Origin of the sequence: Kribbella sp. NBC_01245, assembly GCF_036226525.1 — a bacterium.
Lineage (GTDB): Bacteria > Actinomycetota > Actinomycetes > Propionibacteriales > Kribbellaceae > Kribbella.
The window spans coordinates 941,319-963,128 of sequence record NZ_CP108487.1; the positions used below are offsets into that span (position 1 = coordinate 941,319).

The window sequence follows — 21,810 nt, forward strand, 5'->3', positions numbered from 1 at the left end:
GGCAGAATCAGCCGTTGAACTTGAAGATCCAGAGGCCGCTGTCGCGGTCGCTGGCTGCGACGTACTCCTGCCCGTTGCTCCGGAACACCTGGACGCCCCAGAAGTTGTTGCCGTCAGGGTCGATGTAGTGGCCTTTCTCGACGATCTTGTCGTTCTCGATCTCCGCGACGCGGAAGCCACCGGAGTAGTAGGAGAAGTACAGCCTGTTGGCCACCTCGTGCGACGTTGCGACCTCGTGGACCGAGAGATCGCCGAACCCGCTTGCGAACGCGGGATCGTGCGCCTGCGGGATGGCGTAGGTGTCAAGCTCGGTCATCTTCCCGTTCTGGTTCCGGAACAGGTGGACGTAGCCCCAGCCGTCGAAGTACGACGAGAAGCTCAGCGTGTCACCTGTCGCGCCGAGGGCGATCGGCGCCTGCTGCGTACCGTCACCGGCAAGGCAGGCCGCATCGTCGTACGGCGCGCCGAAGATCGCGAAGCCCTGGCCGCGCGGGGCCACGCCGAAGGTCGGGATGTCACCTGCAACGCTCATGCCCAGGGACTGGGCACGAGGAAGCCGCTTTCCGCCGCTTCCGGATCCGGGTCGGTGAAGTCGGTGTCACCGAGATACACGGGATTGTGCACGTTGGTCATGTCGACCTTGACGTAGCCGGCGTCCCAGTACGACAGCAGCATGACCTGCTTGCCGTTGATCTGCTTCACGACCATGTCGTGGAGGAACACCTCGACCAGGTTGTCCGGCGCGGCCTGGAGGATCTGCGGGAACCTCTCGTGCAGGTCGTACTCCGCGGTCAGGAACGCCTTCTTCGGGTTGGTGATGTCGATGATGTCGACGTCCATACCCTCCTCGTTGTCCACGATGACGGCGTAGGCCTTGTCGCCCGCGTCCCACGCGAAGACGCTGTGGATCTCGTTCGCTGCCTTCTTACCCTGCCCGTTGACGGTGAAGTCGCCGATTCCCTCGGCCAGCGGGGTCGGGTGCTCGGGATTCGTGACGTCGTACAGGTTCATCCCGCCGAAGCCCGCTTTGTCGTTGCACTTCTCGTTGTTGGACACGAGCAGGTCGCCGTTGAAATACGGGGTGTCGATGTGCAGCGCCTGGACGCCCTCGCCGGGGTAGCTTCCTTCCTTGGCCTGGATGAAGGCGACTTCACGGGGATGGGAGACATCGGCGATGTTGACCACGTGAACGCCGTTGTACTTGCAGGTTACGACGCCCATGCGGCAAGGTAGGCATAGTTGCCGAGGACACCGACGTCGGCAATCTTCTCCGGTACGACGTTCTTCAGCTTCAGCTTGCTGACGAGGTCGACATTGGCCGTCTTGCTCCCCGGCAAATGGCCCGTAGTCACGCGATGCTGCTGTGCGTCACGTGAACTGTCGGACACGTGCAGGCCACCGTCGGACTCCGGTTCTGGGTGTGCAGCTGCGATTCCGCTCATTGTGGTCATGGCCAGCGCACTGACGACGACGCCGACGAGACCTCGATGCGATCTTCTGGGCATGGATGCTCCACTGATATCCAGGCCCGTCGCTGCGGGCGTCTGGATCCCCGAGCACTTGCAGCTAAGCAGAGATCGTGTGGTTGAGAAGACCGACATCGCTGTCACGTCAGAGGTTGACAGGGGACCACGATCCCGCTCGAACGCCAGTTCGCGACTTGGATGGCGTAAAAAGGGGCTGTGAACAACAAACGTCGTGCCCGGCCGGCGCGCTGAACCTGGCGGTGGAAAGCGGATGTCCAGGACTCAGCTGATCCTCACGGCCGATGAAGCGCGGATGCTGCACGGTGCGGATGGCGACGGGGTCGCTCTGGCGATGCGGGTTCTGGTCGGCCTCAGCCGGGCCCTTGGGGCGTCGCGGCTCGTCGAGATCACCTCGGCGCATGTCGACTCGTGCCTGTACCACGGCAAGGTCAGCCTCGACTTCGCCAACCGCCTGGTCGAGCTTGGCGGGTCCGTGCGGGTGCCCACCACGCTGAATGTCGGGTCGATGGATCTGCTCCACCCTGGTCTGGTCCGCACGAAGACCGACACCGAGCGGGAGGTCGCACTGAAGGGGCGACAATTGATGTCGGCGTACCTGGCGCTCGGGTGTCAGGCCACCTGGACCTGCGCTCCGTACCAGTTGCCGGGGCGTCCCGCCCTGGGCGAGCACATCGCGTGGGCGGAGTCGAATGCCATCGTGTTCGCGAACTCGGTGCTCGGTGCGCGGACGGACCGGTACGGAGACTTCCTGGACATCTGCGCCGCGATCACGGGCCGGGCACCGTTCTCCGGCCTCCAGACGGACGAGGCCAGGAGAGGAACAGCCGTGTTCGACTGCGGCGCTCTCGGACGCGACTTCCTCCAGACCGAGCTGGCCTACCCACTACTCGGTCACTACGTCGGCTCGGTGGCCGGTGCTGAGAATCCAGTTCTGGTCGGCATACCCACTGATGTCAGTGAGGACAGGCTCAAGGCCTTCGGTGCGGCCGCGGCATCGTCCGGTGGCGTTGCGATGTTCCACGTCGTCGGTGTGACGCCGGAGGCAGCCACCCTCGAGCATGCGCTGCAGGGCAGGCCTCCGCAGAGCACCCGCGAAGTCGGCCGGGAGGTCCTCCGGGCCACCCGGGCCGAGCTGTCGACGTTCTCGTCGGGCCGCCTCGACGCGGTGAGCGTCGGGACACCACACGCGTCGTACGCCGAGTGCGAGCTGCTCGCCGACCTACTCCGCGAGGGTCCTCCGATCCACCGCGACGTGGCGTTCTACCTGTCCACCGGCCGGGCGACGTTGGCACAGGCCGAGCAGAGCGGCGTACTGCGGATCCTCGAGTCAGCCGGCGTCACCGTAGTCGTCGACACCTGCACGTACGTGACGTCGATCCTGGCTCCGGGCTTGAAGAACGTGATGACCAATTCGGCGAAGTGGGCCCATTATGCGCCCGGCAACATCAACGTCGATGTCGTGCTCGGATCGGTCCACGAGTGCGTTGCATCCGCCCGGCTCGGACACGTTGCTCTGGACAACTCTCTCTTTGTGGAGGGACCGCCATGATGGTTCAGGCCGAGGCGCTCACCAACGGTGCCGCAGTAGGCTGCACGATGCGGCTGACCGAACCGCTCTCCTTGTGGGGCGGCACGGACGACAGTGGGCGCATCGTCGATCCGCACCACCCGCAGTACGGCGCAGTCCTTGTGGGCCGCGTGCTCCTGATGGAGTCTGGACGTGGATCGAGCTCGAGCTCGAGTGTGCTGGCCGAGCAGATCAGGTCGGGAGCGGCCCCGGCCGCGATCGTGCTGGCCAGGGCAGACGGGATCCTCGTCCTCGGCGCGATCGTCGCCGCCGAGCTGTACGGCCTCGCTGTTCCGATCCTTGTGGTCGAACCACAGCGGCACGCAGACATTCCGGGGGATCTCGTGGTCCGGGTCCGAGCCTCGTCAAGCGGCGGCACGATCACCTGGTAGCCGCCTGGGCACGTGGAGTTGTAGTTGGATCCTGCCGTCCCGACTCGGAGTAGCATCGATTCAGTCGCCACCGACTTCGTGGCGCAGCAGGCAACCTCCTGGAGGAGGTGCGATGGGTACACGCAGGTATCAGTTCGTGGCCTGTCTCGTCGGTGCGTTGGCGCTGGTCGGCGCCGCTTGCGCTCCTGAGGAACAGAAGGCCACAGAGTTCACGCCGGGCCCGTTGGGCGCCGTCACCGTCGAACCAGGGGCACCGATCAAGATCGGGCTCATCCAAGCGATCAGCGGCGACACCGCGAGCCTGGGGCAGGACCAGGTGCGGGCGGTCGAGATCGCCATCGAAGACAAGGGCGGCAACCTTCTCGAGCACCCGGTCCGAACGCAGGTGGAGGACGACCTGTGCAAGGCCGAGGGCGGGACCATCGCCGGTCAGAAGCTCGCGGCCGATCCCCAGATCGCCGCGGTCGTCGGGAGCAGTTGCTCGGGTGCGGCAGTGCCGGCCATGGAGATTCTGTCGGGCAAGGGCGTCGTGATGATCTCGGGGTCGAACACCTCCCCGAGCTTGACGTCCGACCTGCGGGGCAAGCAGGGCGGTGCCTTCAAGAAGGGTTACCTCCGGACCGCTCACAACGACATCATTCAGGGCCAGGCGGCGGCGACCTTCGCCTTCCAGAAGCTCGGGGCGAAGCGGGCGGCGACGATCCACGATGGTGATCCGTACACCGAGGGGTTGGCCAATGCTTTCGGCTCCTCGTTCAAGGAGTTGGGTGGCACCATCTCGCTGGCCACCGCGATCAGTAAGGGCGACACGGACATGCGGCCTGTGCTGACCGAGGTCGCGGCGAGCAAACCCGATGTGGTGTTCTTCCCGATCTTCCAGCCGGAGGCCGACTTCATCGTCAAGCAGGCGAAGGGGTTCCCGCTGCTGGCCGACACGAAGAAGCTGTTCGGCGCCGACGGTCTGCTTTCGGACACGTTCGTCGTCATCGGCCAGACGGAGGGCATGTACTTCTCCGGACCCGCCACGCCGACCGGGCCGACGTACCAGGAGTTGGTCGGCAAGTACGAGAAGAAGTACGGGGAGAAGCCCATCCAGGCCTTCCACGCGCACGCGTACGACGCCGTCAACATGATCTTCGCCGCGATCGAGAAGGTGGCGGTGAAGGACACTGACGGGACGGTCCACATCGATCGCCAGAAGCTCATCGACGCGATGTACGCGACCAAGGACTACCAAGGGCTGACCGGGACTCTGACGTGCGACAAGTTCGGCGACTGTGCCGACGCGAAGATCGACATCGTCCAGAACTCCCCGACGCAGAAGACGATCGACCAGGTCCGGGGGAACGTGCTGTTCACGTTCGTCCCGCCGGAAACCGGTTGACCGCGGGCGACCGGGCACCCGCGCACACCGGGTGCCCCGGCGCCTGACTGACGGCTCGAGGAGGCACATGGCCAGAACCAACCTCGTGCCGCCCGGACCTGTCATCGGCAAGCGGGCATTCCAGCTCCCGGTCGTCGACGGCTTCCTCTGGCTGGTGCGGATCGCAGCGATCGCGCTGATCCTGATCGGCGCCACCCGCAGCATCGCCAGCGCACGCCTGAGTGGTCAGCAGTGGCGCGACCTTGTTGTGTTCGGGATCGCGCAAGGTTCCGTCTACGCGTTGGTTGCCCTCGGCTACACGATGGTCTACGGCGTGCTCCGGTTCATCAACTTCGCCCACGGCGAGGTGTTCATGATCGGCGCGATGACCGGCTACTTCGTTACCGACGGACTCGCGCGAACGGCGCTCTGGGAGGCTGCCCCGTTCCTGTCGCTGTTCATCGCGCTGATCTGTTGTATGACTGTGTCGGCCCTCGTTGCCCTGCTACTCGAGCGCGTCGCCTACCGGCCGCTGCGAGGTGCACCGCGGCTGATCCCTTTCATTACCGCGATCGGCGCGTCGTTCTTCCTGCAGTACACGATGGCGAGTCTGTTCGGCACGTCGGTGAAGTCCTACCCGGAGGTGGAGGTACTGACCGGATCCTTTACGTTGCTCGGTTTCCGGGTCCTCAGGGTTCATCTCCTGGTGATCGTCGCGGCGCTGGTGATCATGGCCGGCTTGTATCTGTACGTCGAGAAGACCAAGGCGGGCAAGGCGATGCGTGCTGTCTCCGAGGACCAGGAGACGGCGAAGCTGATGGGAATCAACGTCGACCGCACCATCGCGAGGGTCTTCGGAGTCGGCGGCGCGATGGCGGGCGCGGCCGGTCTGCTGTTCGGGCTGGTGTTCCAGAACGTGTTCTTCCTCAGTGGGTTCCTGCCAGGCATCAAGGCCTTCACCGCCGCGGTTCTCGGTGGCATCGGCAACATCCCCGGCGCCGCGGTCGGCGGGCTCACCCTTGGCATGGTCGAGTCGATGGGGCCGAGCCTCGTCCTCGTCGGGCTCGGGATCCCCGCGGCCCATCAGCTCAAGGATGTGGTGGCCTTCGTGACGCTGGTTCTGGTACTGATCTTCCGTCCCACCGGCATTCTCGGCGAGCGGGTGAGTGAGGATCGAGGATGACGGCGACCGGTGAGCTTGCCGCTCTCGACCTCGTCCCCGCCGCCAAGGCCGGTCCGAGGGCTATCCGGCTCGGGCTCGTCGGGGGAGCAGTCGCTGTTTTCGTGTCGGTCAACGGCATGGTCGAGGCGTTCTCCGGGCGTCTGTTGCTCGGTTCCCTGACCCTTGGTGAAGCGTTGCTGCTGTCCGTCCCGCTGCTCATCGGCTACCTGGCGGGCCGGCCGGAGCCGGTGCTCGAGGGGTTTACCGCCCGGCGTCCTGGCTGGCGGAATGTCCTCGCCGGGCTGGTGGCCGGGCTCGTGAGTGGCGTGTCGATTGCGCTGTTCGTGTTGTTGCTCGCGAGCTTCGATATCCGCGGCGTCTTCCTGAACGCCACGCCCGAACTCGTCCGCGATGGTCCCCGGATCCTGACCTTCGGGCTGAACCTCGGAGCGGGATTGGGCTTGTTGCTCGGCCTTTACGTCGCGCTGGGCAGTGCCGGCGGCGTACTCCAGGTGCTCCCCGGCGAGATCCGCCGGGCGATCCTGACCGCGCTCGGATGGGTGGCGGGGCTGGCGTTGATGCAGCCCGCCGTCGCCCAGGTGCTCCGCGGGCTCCAGGAGGAGTTGCGGATCTGGACCGCGCCGCTCACCGACTTCCTGTACGACGCCGGCGGCGCGCTGAGCGTCCCTGGGATCGCCACGATCGCGGCAGCGGTGTTCTCCCTTCAGTTGCTCGCGTCGCGCCGGCATCGCAAACCAGTCCGGACTCGGCTCGAGGAATTGCCCGACCGGTCCCGCCGCATCCTCAGAGTCGCAATCCTCGCCGCCCTCCTGCTACTCCTGGGCCTGCTCCCGCAGGTGATCGGGCCGTTCCTCAGCGAGGTGCTCAACATCGCCGGCATCTTCCTGCTGATGGCGCTCGGTCTAAACATCGTGGTGGGTTTCGCCGGGCTGTTGGACCTCGGCTATGTCGCGTTCTTCGCGGTAGGCGCATACACGACCGCGCTCTTGACGTCGCCGCAGTCGAGCATCGGTGTCGGGTGGATCTTTTGGCTCGCCGTGCCGTTCGTGATCCTTGCCGCCGCGGTCTCCGGGCTGATGGTCGGCACACCGGTACTGCGGATGCGCGGCGACTACCTCGCCATCGTCACCCTCGGGTTCGGCGAGATCGCGAGGCTGCTGTTCATCTCCGACTGGCTGAAACCCTTGTTCGGCGGGGCACAGGGGATCATCCAGGTCGGTGACATCAGCGTCGGGCCGGTCCAGATCCGGACGCCGGAAGCGTTCTTCTACGTCCTCTTCATCTTCGTGCTTCTCGCGGCTTACGCGACCTACGCCCTGCAGGACTCACGGATCGGCCGGGCGTGGATGGCGATGCGCGAGGACGAGGCGGTCGCCGAGGCGATGGGCGTCAACATCGTCACCGCCAAACTCTCCGCGTTCATCGTCGGCGCCGTGCTGGCAGGTTTCGGCGGCGCACTGTTCGCCACCAAGATCGGCTCGGTGTTCCCGCACAGCTTCAACGTGATCGTATCGATCACCGTTCTCGTCGTGATCATCGTGGGCGGTATGGCCAGCGTGCCAGGCGTCGTACTCGGCACCCTGGTACTTGTGGGTCTACCCGAGCTGCTGCGCGAGTTCGAGGAGTACCGCTTCCTCATCTATGGAGCGCTGCTGATCTTCATGATGCTGAAGCGGCCGGAGGGCTTCATCCCGAGCGGACGCCGGGCCGAGGAGCTGCACGAGCAGGAGGTCGCCCAGGACGAGTGGCTGGGCCCGCAGGCAGCCGGATCCGACGAGACCCGTGCGACCGATGCCGACCGTAACGAACCGAACTGATCGGGGTCAGCATGGCACTGTTCGAGATCCGCGGGCTCACCAAGGACTTCGGTGGAGTCCGGGCTGTCGACGGACTCGATCTAGACATCGACGAGGGCGAGATCGTCAGCGTCATCGGTCCGAACGGTGCCGGCAAGACCACCCTGTTCAACCTCGTCACCGGGATGGTCACTGCCGACCAGGGCGCTGTGACCTTCCAGGGCCGCGCCATCGCCGGCCTTCGACCGAGCCAGATCCTGCAGCTGGGGATAGCGCGGACGTTCCAGAACGTCCGCCTGTTCCCGGAGATGACCGTGCGGGAGAACGTCATGGTCGCCCGTCATTGCCGGACGCGATCGGGAATGCTCAAGGCGGTCCTGAGGCCGCCGTCATTCCGGCGGGAGGAGAAGGAGACGCGAGAGCGAGCGGAGCGAGCACTCGAGTTCTTCGGCAGCAGGCTGGTCGGCTGGCGGTTCGACACCCCGGCGCGCTCGCTGTCGTACGCCAATCGCCGGCGGCTGGAGATCGCCCGGGCCCTGGCCTCGGATCCGAAGCTGCTCCTGCTGGACGAGCCGACCGCGGGCATGAACCCGCGGGAGACAGAGGAACTCATCGAGCTGATCCGGCGGATGCGGGACGATCTCGGCGTCACGATCGCCCTGATCGAGCACGACATGCGGCTGGTGAAAGGGGTGTCGGAGCGGGTCGTCGTACTCGACTACGGGCAGCTGATCGCCCAGGGCCGGTACGACGAGGTGGCGAGCAACGACCGAGTGATCGAGGCTTACCTCGGCCGGAAGGCGACGACGGCATGATTGGTACCGAGACGATCCTGGAGCTGCGCAACGTCAGCACCCATTACGGGGCGATCCAGATGCTGCGCAATGTCGACGTCGAGATTCGCCGCGGCGAGGTGGTTTGTCTGCTGGGCGGCAACGCCAGCGGTAAGACGACGATGTTGAAGACGATCCTCGGTTATGTCGCCCCGACCCAAGGCGATGTCGTGCTCGACGGCCACCGCATCACCGGACTGCCGACGCAGCGAGTGGTCGACCTCGGGGTGTCGATGGTTCCGGAGAACCGTCGGCTGTTCAAACGCATGACGGTCCGCGAGAACCTGGAACTCGGCTGCTATCTCAGACATGACTCCGGGGAGATCGCGAAGGACTTCGAGCGGGTCTTCACCCTGTTTCCCAAGGTGAAACAACGGCTGAGCCAACGGGCCGGGACGCTGTCCGGCGGCGAGCAACAGATGGTGGCGATGGCCCGGGCACTGATGGCACGTCCGAAGCTGCTCCTGATGGACGAGCCGTCGATGGGACTGGCTCCCGTGCTGGTCGAGCAGAACTTCGAGATCATTCGCGAGGTCAACCAGCAAGGGACCACAGTCTTCGTAGTCGAACAGAACGCCAGAATGGCCCTCTCGATCGCCGACCGCGGCTACGTGCTGCAAACGGGCAAGATCGTCCTCGCAGACACGGCCAAGAGGCTGGTAAGCAACCCACGAATGCAGGAGGCCTACCTCGGCAAGCTGTAAGCCCGAGTCTTCATGACACTAGCATCACCTCGGTATGGGTCGCGCACCGCACGGCGAACACGGAGTTGCCCTGCGGGCTATGGGATGGGCACGCCTTCGGGGGTGTAGGTGGCGAGTTCCACGTGGTAGCCGTCGGGGTCTACGAGGGTGATGGCTTGGGCCGGTGCGGTGGCCGCGGTGCGTGGATGGACCGAGCCGTGTACGGCGTGCAACTCGTCGGCTCGGTCGTACAGCTCGTGGATCGATGCGTCCGCGATCAGGCAGATGCTCACCGAACCAGTCGGCGCTGGTGTCCCTTGGCGCAGTCGGATGGCCTGTCCGCCGACGAGGAGGGAGACCTCGCCCTCGTAGTCGTGCGTTGTCCGTGAGCCGGTCAGCTCGGACCACCACCGGGCGCTCGCGTCGACGTCGGAGACAGTGAGGACGACATGGTCCAGGTATGTGGTGCGGATCTTCATGGCGACTCCTTTCACCAATTCCGACTGTGCTCCGCGGGACCGCCGAACGTCCATACCCTGAACCATCCCGGCGTCGTGCGATGATCGACTGATGGATGTTGCGTCGATCAACGAGATGGCGGCTGACCTGCTTGCCAACGCGGCGTCTGCTGAGAGCGGGCGCAGTTCGGTGACGGTCTACAGCAGGACCGGTGCAAGGCTCCGGCAGACGCTGACGGCGCTCGCCGCGGGGCGGGTGATGGGTGAGCACAAGAGTCCTGGGGACGCGTCGGTGCTCTGCCTGCAGGGTCGCATCCTGGTCCATGCCGGTGACGCCGAGGTCGAGCTGGGCCCGGGTGACCTGGTCGCGGTGCCGCCGCAGCGTCACGAAGTCGAAGCGCTGGAACCGTCTGTCCTGCTGCTCACAGTCGCATTGCACTGACCATTGGCCGAGCTGGCTTTCCTGGACCAGATCCAGGAAAGCCGGCTCGCATTGGATCCGCGAGACTGCCGGTCCCCGTCTACATCGTTGCCAGTAGTGGCCGGATCGACTTCATGAGGATCTCAGCCCAGAACGCTGTTCCGGTTCCGGCCTTTGGGTGGACGCCGTCGGACAGGTAGTGGGTGATGTACGACGGACCCCGGTACTGCAGCCACATGCTCCAGGGGATGACTCTTGCCGACCCCAGCTTGTCGTGGATCTGCACGTTGACCCAGCCGGAGTTGCGCTGGTCCGCGACCTGGACATCTGCGGATAGCGACCAGCGGGATGCGTGCGTGTCGACCCAAAGCACCTTCGTGGTCGACGGGACTCCGGCCAGCAGCCGGGTGATCTGCGCGGACATGACCGACGGGTCGAAGATGTCATTCGTGCCGGTGGCCATGACAAGAATCTTCGGCTTCGTGGTCAAGGACAGAACCCAGTCGACGGCCGGGGCTGTCGGACGGCCGGACCAGTAGTTGATCGCGACCGTATGGCCTTCCGCAGCGATCGCGGCGGTGATGTCTGATCGGCCTAGGGTGGTGATGGAATCGCCGACGACGAATACGTCTGCGACAGGATCGCCGTCGGCTTCAGTCACATCGCCGATAGTCCCGTGTGCGCTCTTGGTCCAGTCACCGATCTGGCCGCTACCGAAGTCGATTTCCGTGTCGCGGGCTCCGGCCGGACCGATCAGGCCGGCCGCTATCGCAACTGCGAGGACGCTGGTCAGGGCCAGCCGGATGGTGCGTTTGGTCATGGTCGCCTTTCGTTGAGCCAGGTCGCAATGAGCGTAGTGCGGCTCAGTGCCGGGGGGGATGGCGCCGGCGAATGTTGCACTTTGTTGCAACTGCCTCTGCCGTCGGTGATTTGGCGGGTCGGGAAGTGACAGGGAAACGACAGCGGCGTCTGGCATTGTCCGTGCTCGGCTGGGATTGGGCACTGGCTCTGACGTGGAGGTGGGCTGTGGGGCTACAGGGGTGGGCGCGCGGAATGTCCTGGGTGGTGGCGCTGCTCGTGGTGGTGATGGGGGCGGCCGGGCCGGTGGTCGCGGCCGCGCCACTGGCAGGTCGGGAGGCCGTCGCTGCGGTGTCAGTGGCGGAGGCGCCTGACACCGCGTCGGCGCTGGTGGCGGCGAGGCGGCAGGGGACACCGGTGCTGGTGGCGGACCTGACGACCGAGACGCGGCTGGTGCGGGCCAAGCCCGACGGGGCGATGGTCGCGGAGCTGACGACCGTACCCACCCGGGTGAACCGTGGCGGCGCATGGACGAACGTCGACACCACGTTGGCGAAGCGCCCGGATGGAATGGTGGCTCCGCGGACGGCGGTGACGGAGCTGGCGTTTTCCGGTGGTGGATAGGGGCCGCTGGTGCGTTACCAGGTTGGGGATTCACGACTGGTGCTGTCGTGGCCGTCGCCCCTGCCGAAGCCGGTGCTCTCGGGCGCTACGGTCACCTATCCCGAGGTGTATCCGGGCGTGGACCTCGTCATGAAGGCGGACAACGCGGGGTACACGCAGCACGTCGTGGTGAAGACCAAGCAGGCGGCGGCCCATCCCGGCGTACGGCGGATCCGGCTGGCCATGACCGCCCAGGGCGTGCAGGTCAAGGTCGGCGCGGATGGCTCGATCGAAGGCGCGGACGCGGCGGGCAAGCCGGTGTTCCGCTCGCCGCCGTCCCTGATGTGGGACTCGGCGCAAGTCCGCAAGGAAGCCGTGGCCGCAGTAGCGGTCGAGGCGGAGGCGCTGGCGTTGCGGCCCGACGCGAAGCTGCTCGACGCTCAGCGCGCAGAACCATCGGCTCTACTGGGTGCAAGGCCAGTACGGCCCAAACGTTGCCTTTGGCAACCAGCCGGGCCACGTCGCCGTCAACACGCAGGCGATCAAGGGCGCCCGAGCGGGGTGCGCCGAGCCGGGCGATCACCACGTCGGCTTCGATACTGCCGGCCACATCACGTTCGGCGGCTACTCGAGCTACTTCATCGCGGCGGCCGACGAGAACAACCAGGCGGCGTGGCGCAAGTACGACCAGAACCGCACGGTTCTCTACATCGAGGACAACACCAAGCCGAACAAGCCGACGGAGCTGTCGGTCACGCCGTGGCGCGCGCCGTGCAAGCACTGCGGCGGCAAGACGTACCTGGGCGATGACCTGATCACGATCCGGGCGCGGGTAACCGACCCCGACGGTGACCAGATGCGTCCGTATTGGACCGTCAACGGCGGCGCCTACTACGGCGGCGTCGTCGGCTCGTGGGCGTTGGCGACGAGCAAACTGGACGTGCGCGGCAAACCGGACCACACGCCGTACACGTGGTCCGTGGCCGCGGTCGACGCGCATGCGGGGCCGACGGCTGCCGGCCCGTCGTTCGTCATCGATCGGCAAGCGTCTCGCAAGGCGGCCACCGTGGGCAGCGATCTGTATCCGGCGGACAACCGGTGGCACGGGGGAGTGGGAGCTCCTGGCCGGTTCACGTTCACGCCGAACTACGAGGACGGCGAAGTCCGCGACGTCGACCATTTCCGTTACGGCTGGGATGACGGTGCGCCGTACAAGGTGGACGCCACCGTGCTCGGTGGTTCGGCGTCCGTGCTACTGACGCCGCCGGGTGACGGTCCGCGCGACCTCTACGTGTACGCCGTCGACCGCGCAGGCCGGCTCGGCCCGGTCACGAGGCATCACTTCTACGTGCGCGCGGGCAACGGCCCGTTGGCACAATGGTCCTTCGAGGGCAACGCGAGGGACAGCGCGTTCCTCGGCGACCGCCACGGCACCCTTGAAGGCGGTACGTCGTACACGCCCGGCTTCCGACGCGACCAGACTGAAGAGCTGATTGCGGCTGGTGATGAGCGCCAGACAGCCGGCCGATCCCGGCAGTAATGGGCGAACCTGGTGGACATCGCGGACGTTGTCCAGGATCACCAGCAGTCGTTTCCCGGCCAGGACGGTCCGGTAAAGGCCTGCTCGCGACTCAGCATCGACAGGGATTCGCTTCGCCGGTACGCCGAGCGCGTCGACCCGGTGACGGCCATCGGAAGCTGCCGCGGAGCCAGGCGACCGGGCGCGGACGAGGGACGTCGGCTACCAGTGCCGGCCGTGGTTCGTCTGAGCAACTGCGCGTGGACGTCTTGAAGCTCGGGACCAGGGTCGGCGCCGAGCTCATCGGCAAGGTCAGCGCGCAGCGCATCGTACCGACGAAGAGCCTCGGCGGACCGGCCCACCTGGTCGAGGGCCAGGAGCAGCCGGGCCAGCAGAGGTTCTCGCATCGGATACTGGGTGGCGAGCTCGGTGAGCCGCGGTAGCTGGCTCGCGGCCTCATGGCGGTTGAACGCGAGATCCGCGCGACGCTCGACCGCCGCCAGGAACCGCTCGACCAGGTTGGGCCGCTCGAACCGGTCGATCGATCGTCAACCGGTATCCAGCAGGCCGGGTTTCGATCAACTCCGCGCCAACCCTCGTACGAAGTCTGGAAATCAATGTGTGCAGGCTGTTGCGTGAGTCTTGCGGTCGGTTGGTGTCCTCCCACGCGGCCGCAACCAGCCGCTCGACTGGCACTGTTTGCCCTGCGGACAAAGCCAAGACCACCAGCAAGATCCGTGATCGACGGCTCGTCAGCAACAGCGGGCGACCACCCCTGTCCAGCTGCAATGGCCCGAGACAACTCACCACCAACCCACCCACTCGCACAGTCTGCCAGTCCACCCGGGCCACCCGGCGACGGAGCGGCAGCCCTCCAGCGGATCCTTATGGTTGGCGCGTTGGTGGGTGGCGGTGGCGGGCGCCGCGGGAGCTGAGGAATCTGATGGGGCGGATCAGGGCGCGGTAGAAGGGGCGTACTGCCCGTCCGGGGACGAGGCCGTGGCGCTCCTCTTCCCAGACCCGGCCCCGGGGATGGCTCCTGAGTAGAGGGCCTTCGGTGGTTGGCGGGGCCGTGGTCAAGAGCTCGATGCGGGAGAGGTGCTTGACGTTGATGTAGCCGTACTGGCTGGGGCTGACCAGGCGGGCCGGCGCTCCGTGGTCGCTGTCGACCGGTTGGCCGTTGAGATTCTGGGCGATGAGTACGTCGTCGGCAAGGATGTCCTCGATCGTCACCGCGGCTGCCCACCCGTCGAGTCCGCGGCACTTGAGGTGCGTGATCGATGTTCCAGGCGGAATCGCCGGTTCGATCAGAGCGCGGTAGAACGTCTCGAACGAGACGCCTTCCCACGTGAGGCCGGTCGCCGTCCAGCCGGCCACGCAGTGGAAGTCGGCCGTGATCTCCTTTCGCGGCAGGGACCAGAGCGAGGCGAGTGGAAGGGCGAACTCTTCGGTCACCGCTCCGCGTACCTCGATCACCGGGTCGGCCGGAATGGCCGGGGCGGGTCGGGACAGGTGCGTGCCGAAACGGGGAAACCCCTCGACCCGGCGCTGCCCTGGAGGAAGTCCCATTGATCAAACCCCTTTCGCACTTCGTACCAGCATCGTCGTAGACCGCCGTGCCCGCAGCGATCCGGATCACCATCTCCCCAGCCGACCAGCACGAGATCACCCATGAGAGTGAGTCCGCTCCTTCGCAGGAGTGGCGTGACTTCGATGCGGCGGTGCGGTAGTCGCCAGATGGCAACCACCGCACCCGCGGTGGGGGTGGGGTCAGGTTCGGTAGCGGAAGGTGATTCGGCCTCGGGTCAGGTCGTAGGGGCTCAGCTCCACCAGGACGCGATCTTCGGGGAGGATCTTGATGTAGTTCTTCCGGATCTTGCCGCTGATGTGGGCGAGGACCTGGTGGCCGTTGGTGAGTTCGACCCGGAAGTTGGCGTTGCGAAGGCACTCGATGACGGTGCCTTCGACTTCGATGCCGCCTGAATTTCTGGGCATCGTCAGGCCTTTTCCTGCTGGTGGACCAGCTCCAGATTGCTGCCGGTCCGGCGGGCGCCGAAGCTCTCCAACAATGCCAGCGCGGCCTCGTTGGTTTCGTTGACCTCGGCCGAGGCCGTTTCGATCCCGGCGCGGTGCAGGTCAGCCAGTACGTGGCTCAGCAGAGCCCGGCCGATCCCGTGACGTCGCTCGCCGGCCCGGACCGCGATCAGCCCGATCCGCGGCTGACGGGTCATCGTCGCCAGCCGGACCAGCCCGACGTACTGATCGTCCTGCTTAGCGACCGTGTACTTCGACGGGTCGATCGGCGTCGTCCCGCCTTGCCAGGGCAGCACTTCCGCCGGCATCGTCTGCCAGCCGACCGTGGCCTGGACCTCGGTACGAATCGCGTGGTCCAGCTCGCGAAGCGGCCCCTCGGCCACCTCGCCGGCCGTCGCGATGACCACCCCAGTTGGCAGCGGCGCCGAGGTGATCCGCGGATCAGTGGGTACGACGAATTCCCGCTCGCGACGCCAACTCGTGAACCCGGCGCGTTCCCAGCTGGCCGCCAGGTCACGGTCGGTCTCGTCGACCACCGTGTACAGCGGTGTCGACTGGTCGGCCAGCATCGCGTCGGCAAGCCGGTCGAAGACGGCGCCGCGCCACGTGTCGATGCTGAGGAAAGTCCGGCCGTCGAGTCGGCGCGAAGCATGACCGCGGCCGACGACCAGGTCGTTCTCCACCGCGTGCCACTGATTCTCCGCGACCCGGGAGACCGTCACGGTGTGGGCACCAAGCCCTGGACTGAAAGGCAAAGAGTTCATAGGTGTTTCCTTTCGGGAGTGCCGAACTTCTCGAGGCGCTCCCGGCGACACCTACGTCAATCGCCCGCCCGTGACCACGAGAGGGGGAGCACCCACTGCGCTACAGCGTTCATGGGGTCTCACCTCCAGGCGTGATGTCACGGACCACGGCACGGTATCAACCCGACCACCGCGCCGGCCAACCGTTTTACGGCCGGCCGGAACGGTCGGGTAGGTCGTTCTATTCGCGCCAGCCGGTGAGTTCGACGGACTTGGCGGTGTCGACCCGGAAGGCGAGCCTGGTCACGAGTTCGGCGCCGGGGAGCAGGTCGAGCTTCCAGGTGACGACTCCGAGGTCGGTGGTTTCGGCCGGCTCCGGTTCGGCGGTGATCGGCTTGACGGAGATCTCGTGGTCGCGGGGTACCGGCAGCTGATCGAGGAGCGTGACCCGGGCCGGGCGCGGGGTGTGGTTTTCGATCCGGGTCTCGTACTCGACCTCCCGCCGGCGCGTCGATCCGAGCGTCGCCTTGGTCGCGGTTCGGCGTACCAGTTTGCGCTCGACGCGGATCCGGTCGTCCAGGCCGAGGGCGAGCTCGACGTCTTCGCCGGGGGCCCACATCGGCAGCGCGGCCGAGCCGACGAAGTCCGCCTCGTGGAAGACAGCGGCTCTTCCGGCGGGCAACGTGTGCGCTGACGAGTTCACGACCGTGGCCCGCAGGTGGACGTCGGTTGACCGGACCGGCGCAGTGACGTAGTCCAACTCGGTGTCGAGGTCGACGGACGCGATCGTCGCACGGTGTGAGGCGCCGTCCGCGGGCACGGCGACCGGTCTCGGTGGGGTGTAGGTCGCCGCCGTGACACCCTGTTCGACGGTCGCGTCGAGGTCGGCAAAGGCGGGCGCCGCTGCTGCCTGAACGCTCTCGTCGGCGCCGTACGAGGCCTGCCTGGCAACGCCAAAACTCATCGGGGCGCCGGCCGGAGCGAGCGGTACCGGCGGGTGGTAACGGTCGAGGTACCAGGGGTCGAGCTCAGGTACTTTCGCGGCCACCATGGGGCGAGCCGTCGACAGGGTGAGGTCGCACTCGGGCCAGTCCTCGCCGGTGTGCTGGGTGATCAGGCCGTACCAGCTCAGTGTCAGCCGATCTCCCGTGAGGCGGATGTCGTACGAGCTGGTCCAGCCGGCGCCGGGCACGACGTACGAAAGCTCGACCTCCACCTCCGCCTCGGAGTCCAGAGCCAAGCCGATGGCAGCCGAGCGGCGGTCGGGAGTGCGTTGCTGCGCGACCGCGGCAAGCCGACGGTCGGCGGCCGCGAGTCGTTCCTCGGCCTCGTGCCGCTGCTTGGCGAGCTGCCGTCGTTTCGACCGTACGGCGGTCAACCGGCCGGCCAGAGACTCGGTGAACTCGCCCAACTCGACGCTCGCGTCGCCCGCGGCAAGGGTGCGGGCGAATGTGCCCCCGGCTCGTCGGCCCAACTGTGCCAGGAAGGTGTCGAGCTGAGCCTGGACGTCATCGGCGTCGGTCAGCTCCTCGACCTCGGCCTGGGCCTCGCGGCGTTGGCGCTCCAGTTCGGCCACGGTCTCGTCCGGCGCCTGCGGATGATGCCGCATTGCCAGGTCCACCCCGAGCACGGTGGCCGGTCCGCGGCCGGAGACCCGGACGGAGTCTTCCTGCAAGGCGAGCGGGAGCGACTCGACGTACACCGTCTGATCACCGGCCGGCGCCGTGATCCTGCCCCGCCGGGTGATCCGGGCCCGGTCGGGATAAACGGCCACGGCCACGATCGGGGCGTCCATCACGAGTTCGGTCATCTCCCGACACTAACCCGCCGCGGACGCCGTCCGGGCCGGATCGGTGGGATCCGGCCCGGACGGTTCAGGACGCTTCCTGGGGGTCAGGATGCCCAGTCCTCGGCGGACGGCAGCGGCCACGGTTTGCGGTGTGGGCTCGGCGAGGATCGCCGCGACATGACCATCGGGGCGCACCAGCCATGCCTCGCGCGGGTTGGCGCCTAGGACGGTCGTGACGGCGTCATCGTGGTCGATGTCCGCCAAGCGGATCACTCGGCAAGGCGCGTTGGTGACCTCCTTAATGGCAGCCGCGACGGCGGCCGCGTCGACGTTGTCGGTCGTGAGCACAAGGAGTCCGTCGCGGACGAGTTCGCGCAGACGACTCGCGCCCAGCATGGCGACCGGTACGTCGGGGACGAGGATGCCCGGGCCGGGCGACGGGGGTTGTCCGCGCAGTGGCCGTCCGGCAAACGGCCTCGAGGGATCGGCGGTGGTCAGCGGCGACTCGACGTACCAGAACGGCTCGGCGAACCGTCCGGAATCGACGGCTGCCCGGGCGGCGGGATCGGTGACCGCTGCGTCCAGCAGCGTGCGCCGGGCCTGCCATTGCGTCTCGTCCTGCGGGACGAGGAACCGCATCGTCGCGCCGGTGACCTCGACGTTCTCCCGAGCCGCCGCGTGCCGCTCGTCGTGGTAGCTGGCCAGCAACGCTTCGGGGCTCCAGCCGTGCAGCACGAAGGCCAGTTTCCAGGCGGCGTTCTCGGCGTCCGCGACGCCAGAGTTGAGTCCGCGAGCGCCGAACGGCGCGAAAAGATGGGCACAATCGCCCGCGAGCAGAACGCGACCGACCCGCATCCGGTCGGCCAGTCGGGAGTGGAACCGATACACCGACTTCCACACGATCTCGTACGGCGTATCACCGACGATGGACCGTATCCGCGCGTCGAGCGCGCCGCTGGCGACGTCGGCCTCCAGGTCGAAATCGGCCGGCACCTGCCAGTCGATCCGGTACGTCGAGTCAGGACAGGGGTGGATCAGCACCTGCCGGTCCGGATTCCACTCGGGGTCGAAGTAGAACCGTCGCTCGGTTTCCCACCTGGGGAGTTCGGCACGGATGTCGCAGATCAGGAATCGATCCTCGAAACTCTGCCCGTCGAAACTGACGTCGAGCAACCTACGGATCTGCTCGCCCCGAGCGCCGGCGCACGCGACTGCGTACGCCGCCCTGAGCCGAGCACCTGTTCCGCAGGTCACCGTGAGGCCGCTGAGGTCTTCGGTGAGGTCGACCACCTCATGTCCCCAGCGAACGTCGATCAAGGGCTGGTCGGCGATGCGGTCGTCGAGAAGCTGTTCGGTGCGGCTCTGAGAGATGTTCACGAAGGGCGGCAACGACGACTTACCCGGGTCGGCGAACGACCACGCGAAGAGCTCGCGATCCCGGTAGAAGGTCCGGGCGGTGGTCCAGGTCAGCCCTTCGGCGGCGATCTGTTCGGCCCCGACTGCGGCCCACACGTCGAGCACGTCGCGTTGCTGGCAGATCGCCTTCGATCCCACGGCGTCCCGCGCCGCCCGTTGGTCGAGCAGTAGGACCGGGATGCCCCAGCGGGCGAGCAAAAGGGCGGTCGTCTGCCCGACCGGTCCGTTGCCGAGAACCGCTACCGGCGGACTGTCGTACCGAGGTGCCCGGGCGTTCATGTCTGCAGCCGATCCCAGACCTCTCGGTCGCGCTGGCTGGTCCAGATCCGGGGCCAGTCGATCCCGTCGAGCTCGTCCCACACCCGCTGGACGTCGAAAGGCAGGCAGTGCTCGAAGATCGGCCAGCGACCGAACTTCGGTGCCAGTGCCTCGTGCGTGGACTCGAACGCTTCCTTCAGTGTGCCGCCCGCCGCGTGCACCGTGCCGACCTTCTTTCGCATCACCAGCAGGAAGTCGCGAGTCTGCTCGATCGCCGCGTCGACCGCGGCACGGCCCTGCGGAACCGCGCCCCGCCCACCGACAAGCGTCTCGGCCTCGAACGCCTTGACCCGGTCGAGTGTCGTTGTCGACCAGTCCGTGTGGAAGGCATCGCCGGTGTACAGGGCGGCTTGCGCCTCCACCAGGTCGCCCGCGAAGAGCACCCGTGGCCGTGGCAGCCAGGCGACGATGTCGCCTGCTGTGTGGCCGCGGCCGCAGTACTGGAGGACCAACTCCCCGCGGTCACCGCCGAGGTCGATGGTCAACCGGTCGGAGAAGGTCAGGTCTGGCCAGGTCAGGCCCGGGATCGACGCCGGTTCCTTGAACAGCCGCGGCATCCGGCCGTACTCGCTTTCCCAGTCCTCCTTGCCGCGTTCCTGGATCAGCTTGCGGGTGTTCTCGTGTGCCACGATCACCTCAGCACCGAAAGCCGACGCTCCGAGCACCCGTACGGCGTGGTAGTGGCTGAGCACCAGGTATCGCACCGGCTTGTCGGTGTGTTCACGCAATCGGTCCAGCCACTCGCGCGCTGCCACCGGGGTCGCGCGGGCCTCGAACGCGACGATGAAGTCCTCGCCCTCGATCGCGCCGACGTTCGGATCGCCCGCCGCGGTCAGCGCGTACACCCCGTCGGCGAGTACCTCCAGGGTCTCGGCCTTTTCGCCCAGATCGGCCGACGATGCGAACGGCTTCGCTGTCATGGTGCACTCCTCTTCAGTTCGGGTCATGCCGCTGCCGGCGGGTCACCGTCGCCAGCTATTCTCGCAAGACTTTCTCCATCGCTTTTCCCTTTGCCAACTCATCGATGAGCTTGTCCAGGTACCGAATCTCTCGCATGGTCGGTTCCTCGATATCTTCTACTCGAACACCACAGACCACGCCTTTGATCAGAGCTCGCGAGGGATTCAGCCGAGGAGCTTTCGCAAAGAAGGTCTCGAGGTCTGTCTGATTCTCCAGTTGGGCTTCGAACTCATCCTGGCTGTATCCGGTCAACCAGCGGATGACCTCATCGACTTCCGTCTTTACGCGTCCTTTTCTCTCCACCTTGGCGACATAAAGGGGATAGACGCTCGCAAAGCTTGTCGTATAGATCCGGGGCTTTGTCATAACGCTCCTTTGGCTGTCATTCTCGCGACCACTGGAGTCGGAAGCGCCGCGGCGGATGGTTGGTGTAAAGAATAGTGCCGTCGTTCAGACTGATCTGCGGCGGAAGACGGTTCGGTAGTCGCGGGGACGTCGGCCGATGTGTCTTGCGAAGAGGGCGGCGAAGGTACCGGAGTCCTGGTATCCGACGGTGGCCGAGATGCTGGCGACGGTCAGGTCGGTCGTCTCGAGCAGGTGGCGAGCGCGACGAACGCGCGAGCCTTGCAGGTACTCGAGCGGGCTTGAGCCGGTCTCGTCCGCGAAGCGCCGCAACAAGGTACGGGTGCTGACGTCGAGACTACGAGCCAGGACCGCGAGGTCGTACCGGGCGGCCAGATTCTGGTCGAGTTGGCGCATTACCCGCCTGGAGAACTCGTGGCCGGTTGTCGGGAGCAGCCGCGAATCGACGTACGGCGCCTGGGAGGAGCGGGCGCCGTCGAGCAGCGCGACGTGTGCGGCTTTCCGCGCGACCTCGGACCCGCTGTGCGCGCGAATCAGCTCCAGCGCGAAGTCGTACATGGCACTGAAGGCCGCAGTCGTGGTCACCCCTGTATCGGTGACGACGATCTGCCCGGCCTGGACCTCGGTGTCCGGACAACGGCGTGCCAGCTCGTCCGCGAACAGCCAGGAGGTCGTCGCCCGGCGACCCTCGAGCACGCCGGCTTCGGCAAGCAGGAAAGCCCCCACGCAGATCGAGACGACGCCGTTCCCGGTCGCGGCATGCGCTCGGATCGCTGCGATCTCGGGAGTCAATGCCGCGAGCATCGATTCCACCTCGAGCCCCGGCCCGAGTTCGAAGCCGGGCACCACCAGGACGTCCACCTGACGCAGGGGTGAAACCGCAACGGCCGCGCCGCCCGATGCGATGACCCGCCGACGAGGTGACACCACCGTCACCTCGTAGCCGCTCTGCTCCGGACCGGCGAGGTGCGCGGCCATCGTCAGAAGATCAGGGACGCCGAACACCTCGGAAGCAAAACAGCCCGGATAGGCCAGAACGCCAACCCGCAATGCACCCACGATCTTCTCCAACCTGTGGCGAGAT

General features: G+C 66.5%; 25 protein-coding genes. 10 read left to right on the top strand and 15 right to left on the bottom strand.

Annotated elements, in window-relative coordinates; all coding sequences use genetic code 11:
• Positions 1 to 7: 7 nt before the first annotated feature.
• Genes OG394_RS03990 through OG394_RS04000 form a run of 3 tightly spaced genes read right to left on the bottom strand, consistent with a single transcriptional unit; the run spans position 8 to position 1,352 of the window.
• Positions 8 to 532, bottom strand: a complete 525-nt coding sequence (locus OG394_RS03990) for a hypothetical protein (RefSeq protein WP_328993468.1) — start codon at positions 530 to 532, stop codon at positions 8 to 10.
• Positions 529 to 1,221 carry a hypothetical protein gene (locus OG394_RS03995; protein ID WP_328993469.1) on the bottom strand — a complete coding sequence of 231 codons (693 nt, stop codon included), beginning with the start codon at positions 1,219 to 1,221 and terminating at the stop codon, positions 529 to 531. The genes OG394_RS03990 and OG394_RS03995 overlap by 4 nt, the downstream gene beginning before the upstream one ends.
• Positions 1,209 to 1,352 carry a hypothetical protein gene (locus OG394_RS04000; RefSeq protein WP_328993470.1) on the bottom strand — a complete coding sequence of 48 codons (144 nt, stop codon included), beginning with the start codon at positions 1,350 to 1,352 and terminating at the stop codon, positions 1,209 to 1,211. The genes OG394_RS03995 and OG394_RS04000 overlap by 13 nt, the downstream gene beginning before the upstream one ends.
• Positions 1,353 to 1,737: 385 nt before the next feature.
• Here OG394_RS04000 and OG394_RS04005 point away from each other — a divergent pair, with 385 nt between their 5' ends.
• The 7 genes from OG394_RS04005 to OG394_RS04035 all read left to right on the top strand — a co-directional run bounded on the left by OG394_RS04005 (position 1,738) and on the right by OG394_RS04035 (position 9,325).
• Positions 1,738 to 3,036 carry an aconitase X catalytic domain-containing protein gene (locus OG394_RS04005; RefSeq protein WP_328993471.1) on the top strand — a complete coding sequence of 433 codons (1,299 nt, stop codon included), beginning with the start codon at positions 1,738 to 1,740 and terminating at the stop codon, positions 3,034 to 3,036.
• On the top strand, positions 3,033 to 3,446 hold the full coding sequence (locus tag OG394_RS04010; protein WP_328993472.1) for an aconitase X swivel domain-containing protein: 414 nt from the start codon (positions 3,033 to 3,035) through the stop codon (positions 3,444 to 3,446). Before OG394_RS04005 ends, OG394_RS04010 begins: the two co-directional genes overlap by 4 nt.
• Before the next feature lie 112 nt (positions 3,447 to 3,558).
• Positions 3,559 to 4,830, top strand: coding sequence for a branched-chain amino acid ABC transporter substrate-binding protein (locus tag OG394_RS04015; protein WP_328993473.1), 1,272 nt, complete (start codon positions 3,559 to 3,561; stop codon positions 4,828 to 4,830).
• A 67-nt stretch (positions 4,831 to 4,897) separates the two neighbouring features.
• The gene (locus tag OG394_RS04020; protein ID WP_328993474.1) at positions 4,898 to 5,992 is read left to right on the top strand and encodes a branched-chain amino acid ABC transporter permease; all 1,095 of its coding nucleotides are present in this window, start codon (positions 4,898 to 4,900) and stop codon (positions 5,990 to 5,992) included.
• Complete coding sequence (locus OG394_RS04025; protein WP_328993475.1) at positions 5,989 to 7,809, top strand: branched-chain amino acid ABC transporter permease; 1,821 nt, start codon at positions 5,989 to 5,991, stop codon at positions 7,807 to 7,809. The genes OG394_RS04020 and OG394_RS04025 overlap by 4 nt, the downstream gene beginning before the upstream one ends.
• Positions 7,810 to 7,820: 11 nt before the next feature.
• Positions 7,821 to 8,603, top strand: a complete 783-nt coding sequence (locus OG394_RS04030; protein WP_328993476.1) for an ABC transporter ATP-binding protein — start codon at positions 7,821 to 7,823, stop codon at positions 8,601 to 8,603.
• On the top strand, positions 8,600 to 9,325 hold the full coding sequence (locus OG394_RS04035; RefSeq protein ID WP_442914269.1) for an ABC transporter ATP-binding protein: 726 nt from the start codon (positions 8,600 to 8,602) through the stop codon (positions 9,323 to 9,325). The genes OG394_RS04030 and OG394_RS04035 overlap by 4 nt, the downstream gene beginning before the upstream one ends.
• 77 nt (positions 9,326 to 9,402) lie before the next feature.
• On the opposite strand, the gene OG394_RS04040 is transcribed toward OG394_RS04035, so the two are convergent.
• A complete protein-coding gene (locus OG394_RS04040; RefSeq protein WP_328993477.1) occupies positions 9,403 to 9,783 on the bottom strand; it encodes a VOC family protein in 381 nt (126 codons plus the stop codon).
• A 91-nt stretch (positions 9,784 to 9,874) separates the two neighbouring features.
• On the opposite strand from OG394_RS04040, the gene OG394_RS04045 reads away from it, so the two are divergent.
• Entirely contained in the window at positions 9,875 to 10,204 is a 330-nt protein-coding gene (locus tag OG394_RS04045) for a cupin domain-containing protein (RefSeq protein WP_328993479.1), read from the top strand.
• A 79-nt stretch (positions 10,205 to 10,283) separates the two neighbouring features.
• Here OG394_RS04045 and OG394_RS04050 read toward each other — a convergent pair whose 3' ends face one another.
• Positions 10,284 to 11,003 (bottom strand): SGNH/GDSL hydrolase family protein, encoded by a 720-nt coding sequence (locus OG394_RS04050; RefSeq protein WP_328993480.1) that lies wholly within the window; start codon positions 11,001 to 11,003, stop codon positions 10,284 to 10,286.
• A 233-nt stretch (positions 11,004 to 11,236) separates the two neighbouring features.
• On the opposite strand from OG394_RS04050, the gene OG394_RS04055 reads away from it, so the two are divergent.
• Both OG394_RS04055 and OG394_RS04060 read left to right on the top strand, forming a co-directional pair.
• Positions 11,237 to 11,605, top strand: a complete 369-nt coding sequence (locus OG394_RS04055) for a hypothetical protein (RefSeq protein WP_328993482.1) — start codon at positions 11,237 to 11,239, stop codon at positions 11,603 to 11,605.
• A 448-nt stretch (positions 11,606 to 12,053) separates the two neighbouring features.
• Positions 12,054 to 13,124 carry a hypothetical protein gene (locus tag OG394_RS04060; RefSeq protein ID WP_328993483.1) on the top strand — a complete coding sequence of 357 codons (1,071 nt, stop codon included), beginning with the start codon at positions 12,054 to 12,056 and terminating at the stop codon, positions 13,122 to 13,124.
• 38 nt (positions 13,125 to 13,162) lie between these two features.
• On the opposite strand, the gene OG394_RS40010 is transcribed toward OG394_RS04060, so the two are convergent.
• The 10 genes from OG394_RS40010 to OG394_RS04105 all read right to left on the bottom strand — a co-directional run bounded on the left by OG394_RS40010 (position 13,163) and on the right by OG394_RS04105 (position 21,797).
• A complete protein-coding gene (locus OG394_RS40010; RefSeq protein WP_442914296.1) occupies positions 13,163 to 13,645 on the bottom strand; it encodes an AfsR/SARP family transcriptional regulator in 483 nt (160 codons plus the stop codon).
• A complete protein-coding gene (locus tag OG394_RS40015) occupies positions 13,560 to 13,955 on the bottom strand; it encodes an AfsR/SARP family transcriptional regulator (RefSeq protein WP_442914270.1) in 396 nt (131 codons plus the stop codon). Before OG394_RS40015 ends, OG394_RS40010 begins: the two co-directional genes overlap by 86 nt.
• A 33-nt stretch (positions 13,956 to 13,988) precedes the next feature.
• Positions 13,989 to 14,672, bottom strand: a complete 684-nt coding sequence (locus OG394_RS04070) for a molybdopterin-dependent oxidoreductase (RefSeq protein WP_328993486.1) — start codon at positions 14,670 to 14,672, stop codon at positions 13,989 to 13,991.
• A 201-nt stretch (positions 14,673 to 14,873) separates the two neighbouring features.
• Complete coding sequence (gene infA, locus OG394_RS04075) at positions 14,874 to 15,098, bottom strand: translation initiation factor IF-1 (protein WP_328993488.1); 225 nt, start codon at positions 15,096 to 15,098, stop codon at positions 14,874 to 14,876.
• A 2-nt stretch (positions 15,099 to 15,100) separates the two neighbouring features.
• On the bottom strand, positions 15,101 to 15,901 hold the full coding sequence (locus OG394_RS04080; protein ID WP_328993489.1) for a GNAT family N-acetyltransferase: 801 nt from the start codon (positions 15,899 to 15,901) through the stop codon (positions 15,101 to 15,103).
• Between the two features lie 220 nt (positions 15,902 to 16,121).
• Positions 16,122 to 17,690: a DUF4139 domain-containing protein gene (locus OG394_RS04085; protein WP_328993490.1), complete on the bottom strand. Its 1,569-nt coding sequence runs from the start codon at positions 17,688 to 17,690 to the stop codon at positions 16,122 to 16,124.
• A 9-nt stretch (positions 17,691 to 17,699) separates the two neighbouring features.
• Positions 17,700 to 19,364 (bottom strand): FAD-dependent monooxygenase, encoded by a 1,665-nt coding sequence (locus tag OG394_RS04090; protein WP_328993491.1) that lies wholly within the window; start codon positions 19,362 to 19,364, stop codon positions 17,700 to 17,702.
• Complete coding sequence (locus tag OG394_RS04095; protein ID WP_328993492.1) at positions 19,361 to 20,323, bottom strand: MBL fold metallo-hydrolase; 963 nt, start codon at positions 20,321 to 20,323, stop codon at positions 19,361 to 19,363. Before OG394_RS04095 ends, OG394_RS04090 begins: the two co-directional genes overlap by 4 nt.
• Positions 20,324 to 20,378: 55 nt before the next feature.
• A complete protein-coding gene (locus OG394_RS04100) occupies positions 20,379 to 20,729 on the bottom strand; it encodes a DUF2200 domain-containing protein (protein WP_328993493.1) in 351 nt (116 codons plus the stop codon).
• 84 nt (positions 20,730 to 20,813) lie between these two features.
• Positions 20,814 to 21,797, bottom strand: a complete 984-nt coding sequence (locus OG394_RS04105; protein WP_328993494.1) for a GlxA family transcriptional regulator — start codon at positions 21,795 to 21,797, stop codon at positions 20,814 to 20,816.
• Positions 21,798 to 21,810 lie beyond the last annotated feature (13 nt).

Coding starts and splice junctions, on each gene's coding strand:
- OG394_RS03990 (WP_328993468.1), bottom strand. CDS start 532: ATGAGCGTTGCAGGTGACATCCCGACCTTCGGCGTGGCCCCGCGCGGC.
- OG394_RS03995 (WP_328993469.1), bottom strand. CDS start 1,221: ATGGGCGTCGTAACCTGCAAGTACAACGGCGTTCACGTGGTCAACATC.
- OG394_RS04005 (WP_328993471.1), top strand. CDS start 1,738: ATGTCCAGGACTCAGCTGATCCTCACGGCCGATGAAGCGCGGATGCTG.
- OG394_RS04010 (WP_328993472.1), top strand. CDS start 3,033: ATGATGGTTCAGGCCGAGGCGCTCACCAACGGTGCCGCAGTAGGCTGC.
- OG394_RS04015 (WP_328993473.1), top strand. CDS start 3,559: ATGGGTACACGCAGGTATCAGTTCGTGGCCTGTCTCGTCGGTGCGTTG.
- OG394_RS04020 (WP_328993474.1), top strand. CDS start 4,898: ATGGCCAGAACCAACCTCGTGCCGCCCGGACCTGTCATCGGCAAGCGG.
- OG394_RS04025 (WP_328993475.1), top strand. CDS start 5,989: ATGACGGCGACCGGTGAGCTTGCCGCTCTCGACCTCGTCCCCGCCGCC.
- OG394_RS04030 (WP_328993476.1), top strand. CDS start 7,821: ATGGCACTGTTCGAGATCCGCGGGCTCACCAAGGACTTCGGTGGAGTC.
- OG394_RS04035 (WP_442914269.1), top strand. CDS start 8,600: ATGATTGGTACCGAGACGATCCTGGAGCTGCGCAACGTCAGCACCCAT.
- OG394_RS04040 (WP_328993477.1), bottom strand. CDS start 9,783: ATGAAGATCCGCACCACATACCTGGACCATGTCGTCCTCACTGTCTCC.
- OG394_RS04045 (WP_328993479.1), top strand. CDS start 9,875: ATGGATGTTGCGTCGATCAACGAGATGGCGGCTGACCTGCTTGCCAAC.
- OG394_RS04050 (WP_328993480.1), bottom strand. CDS start 11,003: ATGACCAAACGCACCATCCGGCTGGCCCTGACCAGCGTCCTCGCAGTT.
- OG394_RS04055 (WP_328993482.1), top strand. CDS start 11,237: ATGTCCTGGGTGGTGGCGCTGCTCGTGGTGGTGATGGGGGCGGCCGGG.
- OG394_RS04070 (WP_328993486.1), bottom strand. CDS start 14,672: ATGGGACTTCCTCCAGGGCAGCGCCGGGTCGAGGGGTTTCCCCGTTTC.
- infA (WP_328993488.1), bottom strand. CDS start 15,098: ATGCCCAGAAATTCAGGCGGCATCGAAGTCGAAGGCACCGTCATCGAG.
- OG394_RS04080 (WP_328993489.1), bottom strand. CDS start 15,901: ATGAACTCTTTGCCTTTCAGTCCAGGGCTTGGTGCCCACACCGTGACG.
- OG394_RS04085 (WP_328993490.1), bottom strand. CDS start 17,690: ATGACCGAACTCGTGATGGACGCCCCGATCGTGGCCGTGGCCGTTTAT.
- OG394_RS04090 (WP_328993491.1), bottom strand. CDS start 19,364: ATGAACGCCCGGGCACCTCGGTACGACAGTCCGCCGGTAGCGGTTCTC.
- OG394_RS04095 (WP_328993492.1), bottom strand. CDS start 20,323: ATGACAGCGAAGCCGTTCGCATCGTCGGCCGATCTGGGCGAAAAGGCC.
- OG394_RS04100 (WP_328993493.1), bottom strand. CDS start 20,729: ATGACAAAGCCCCGGATCTATACGACAAGCTTTGCGAGCGTCTATCCC.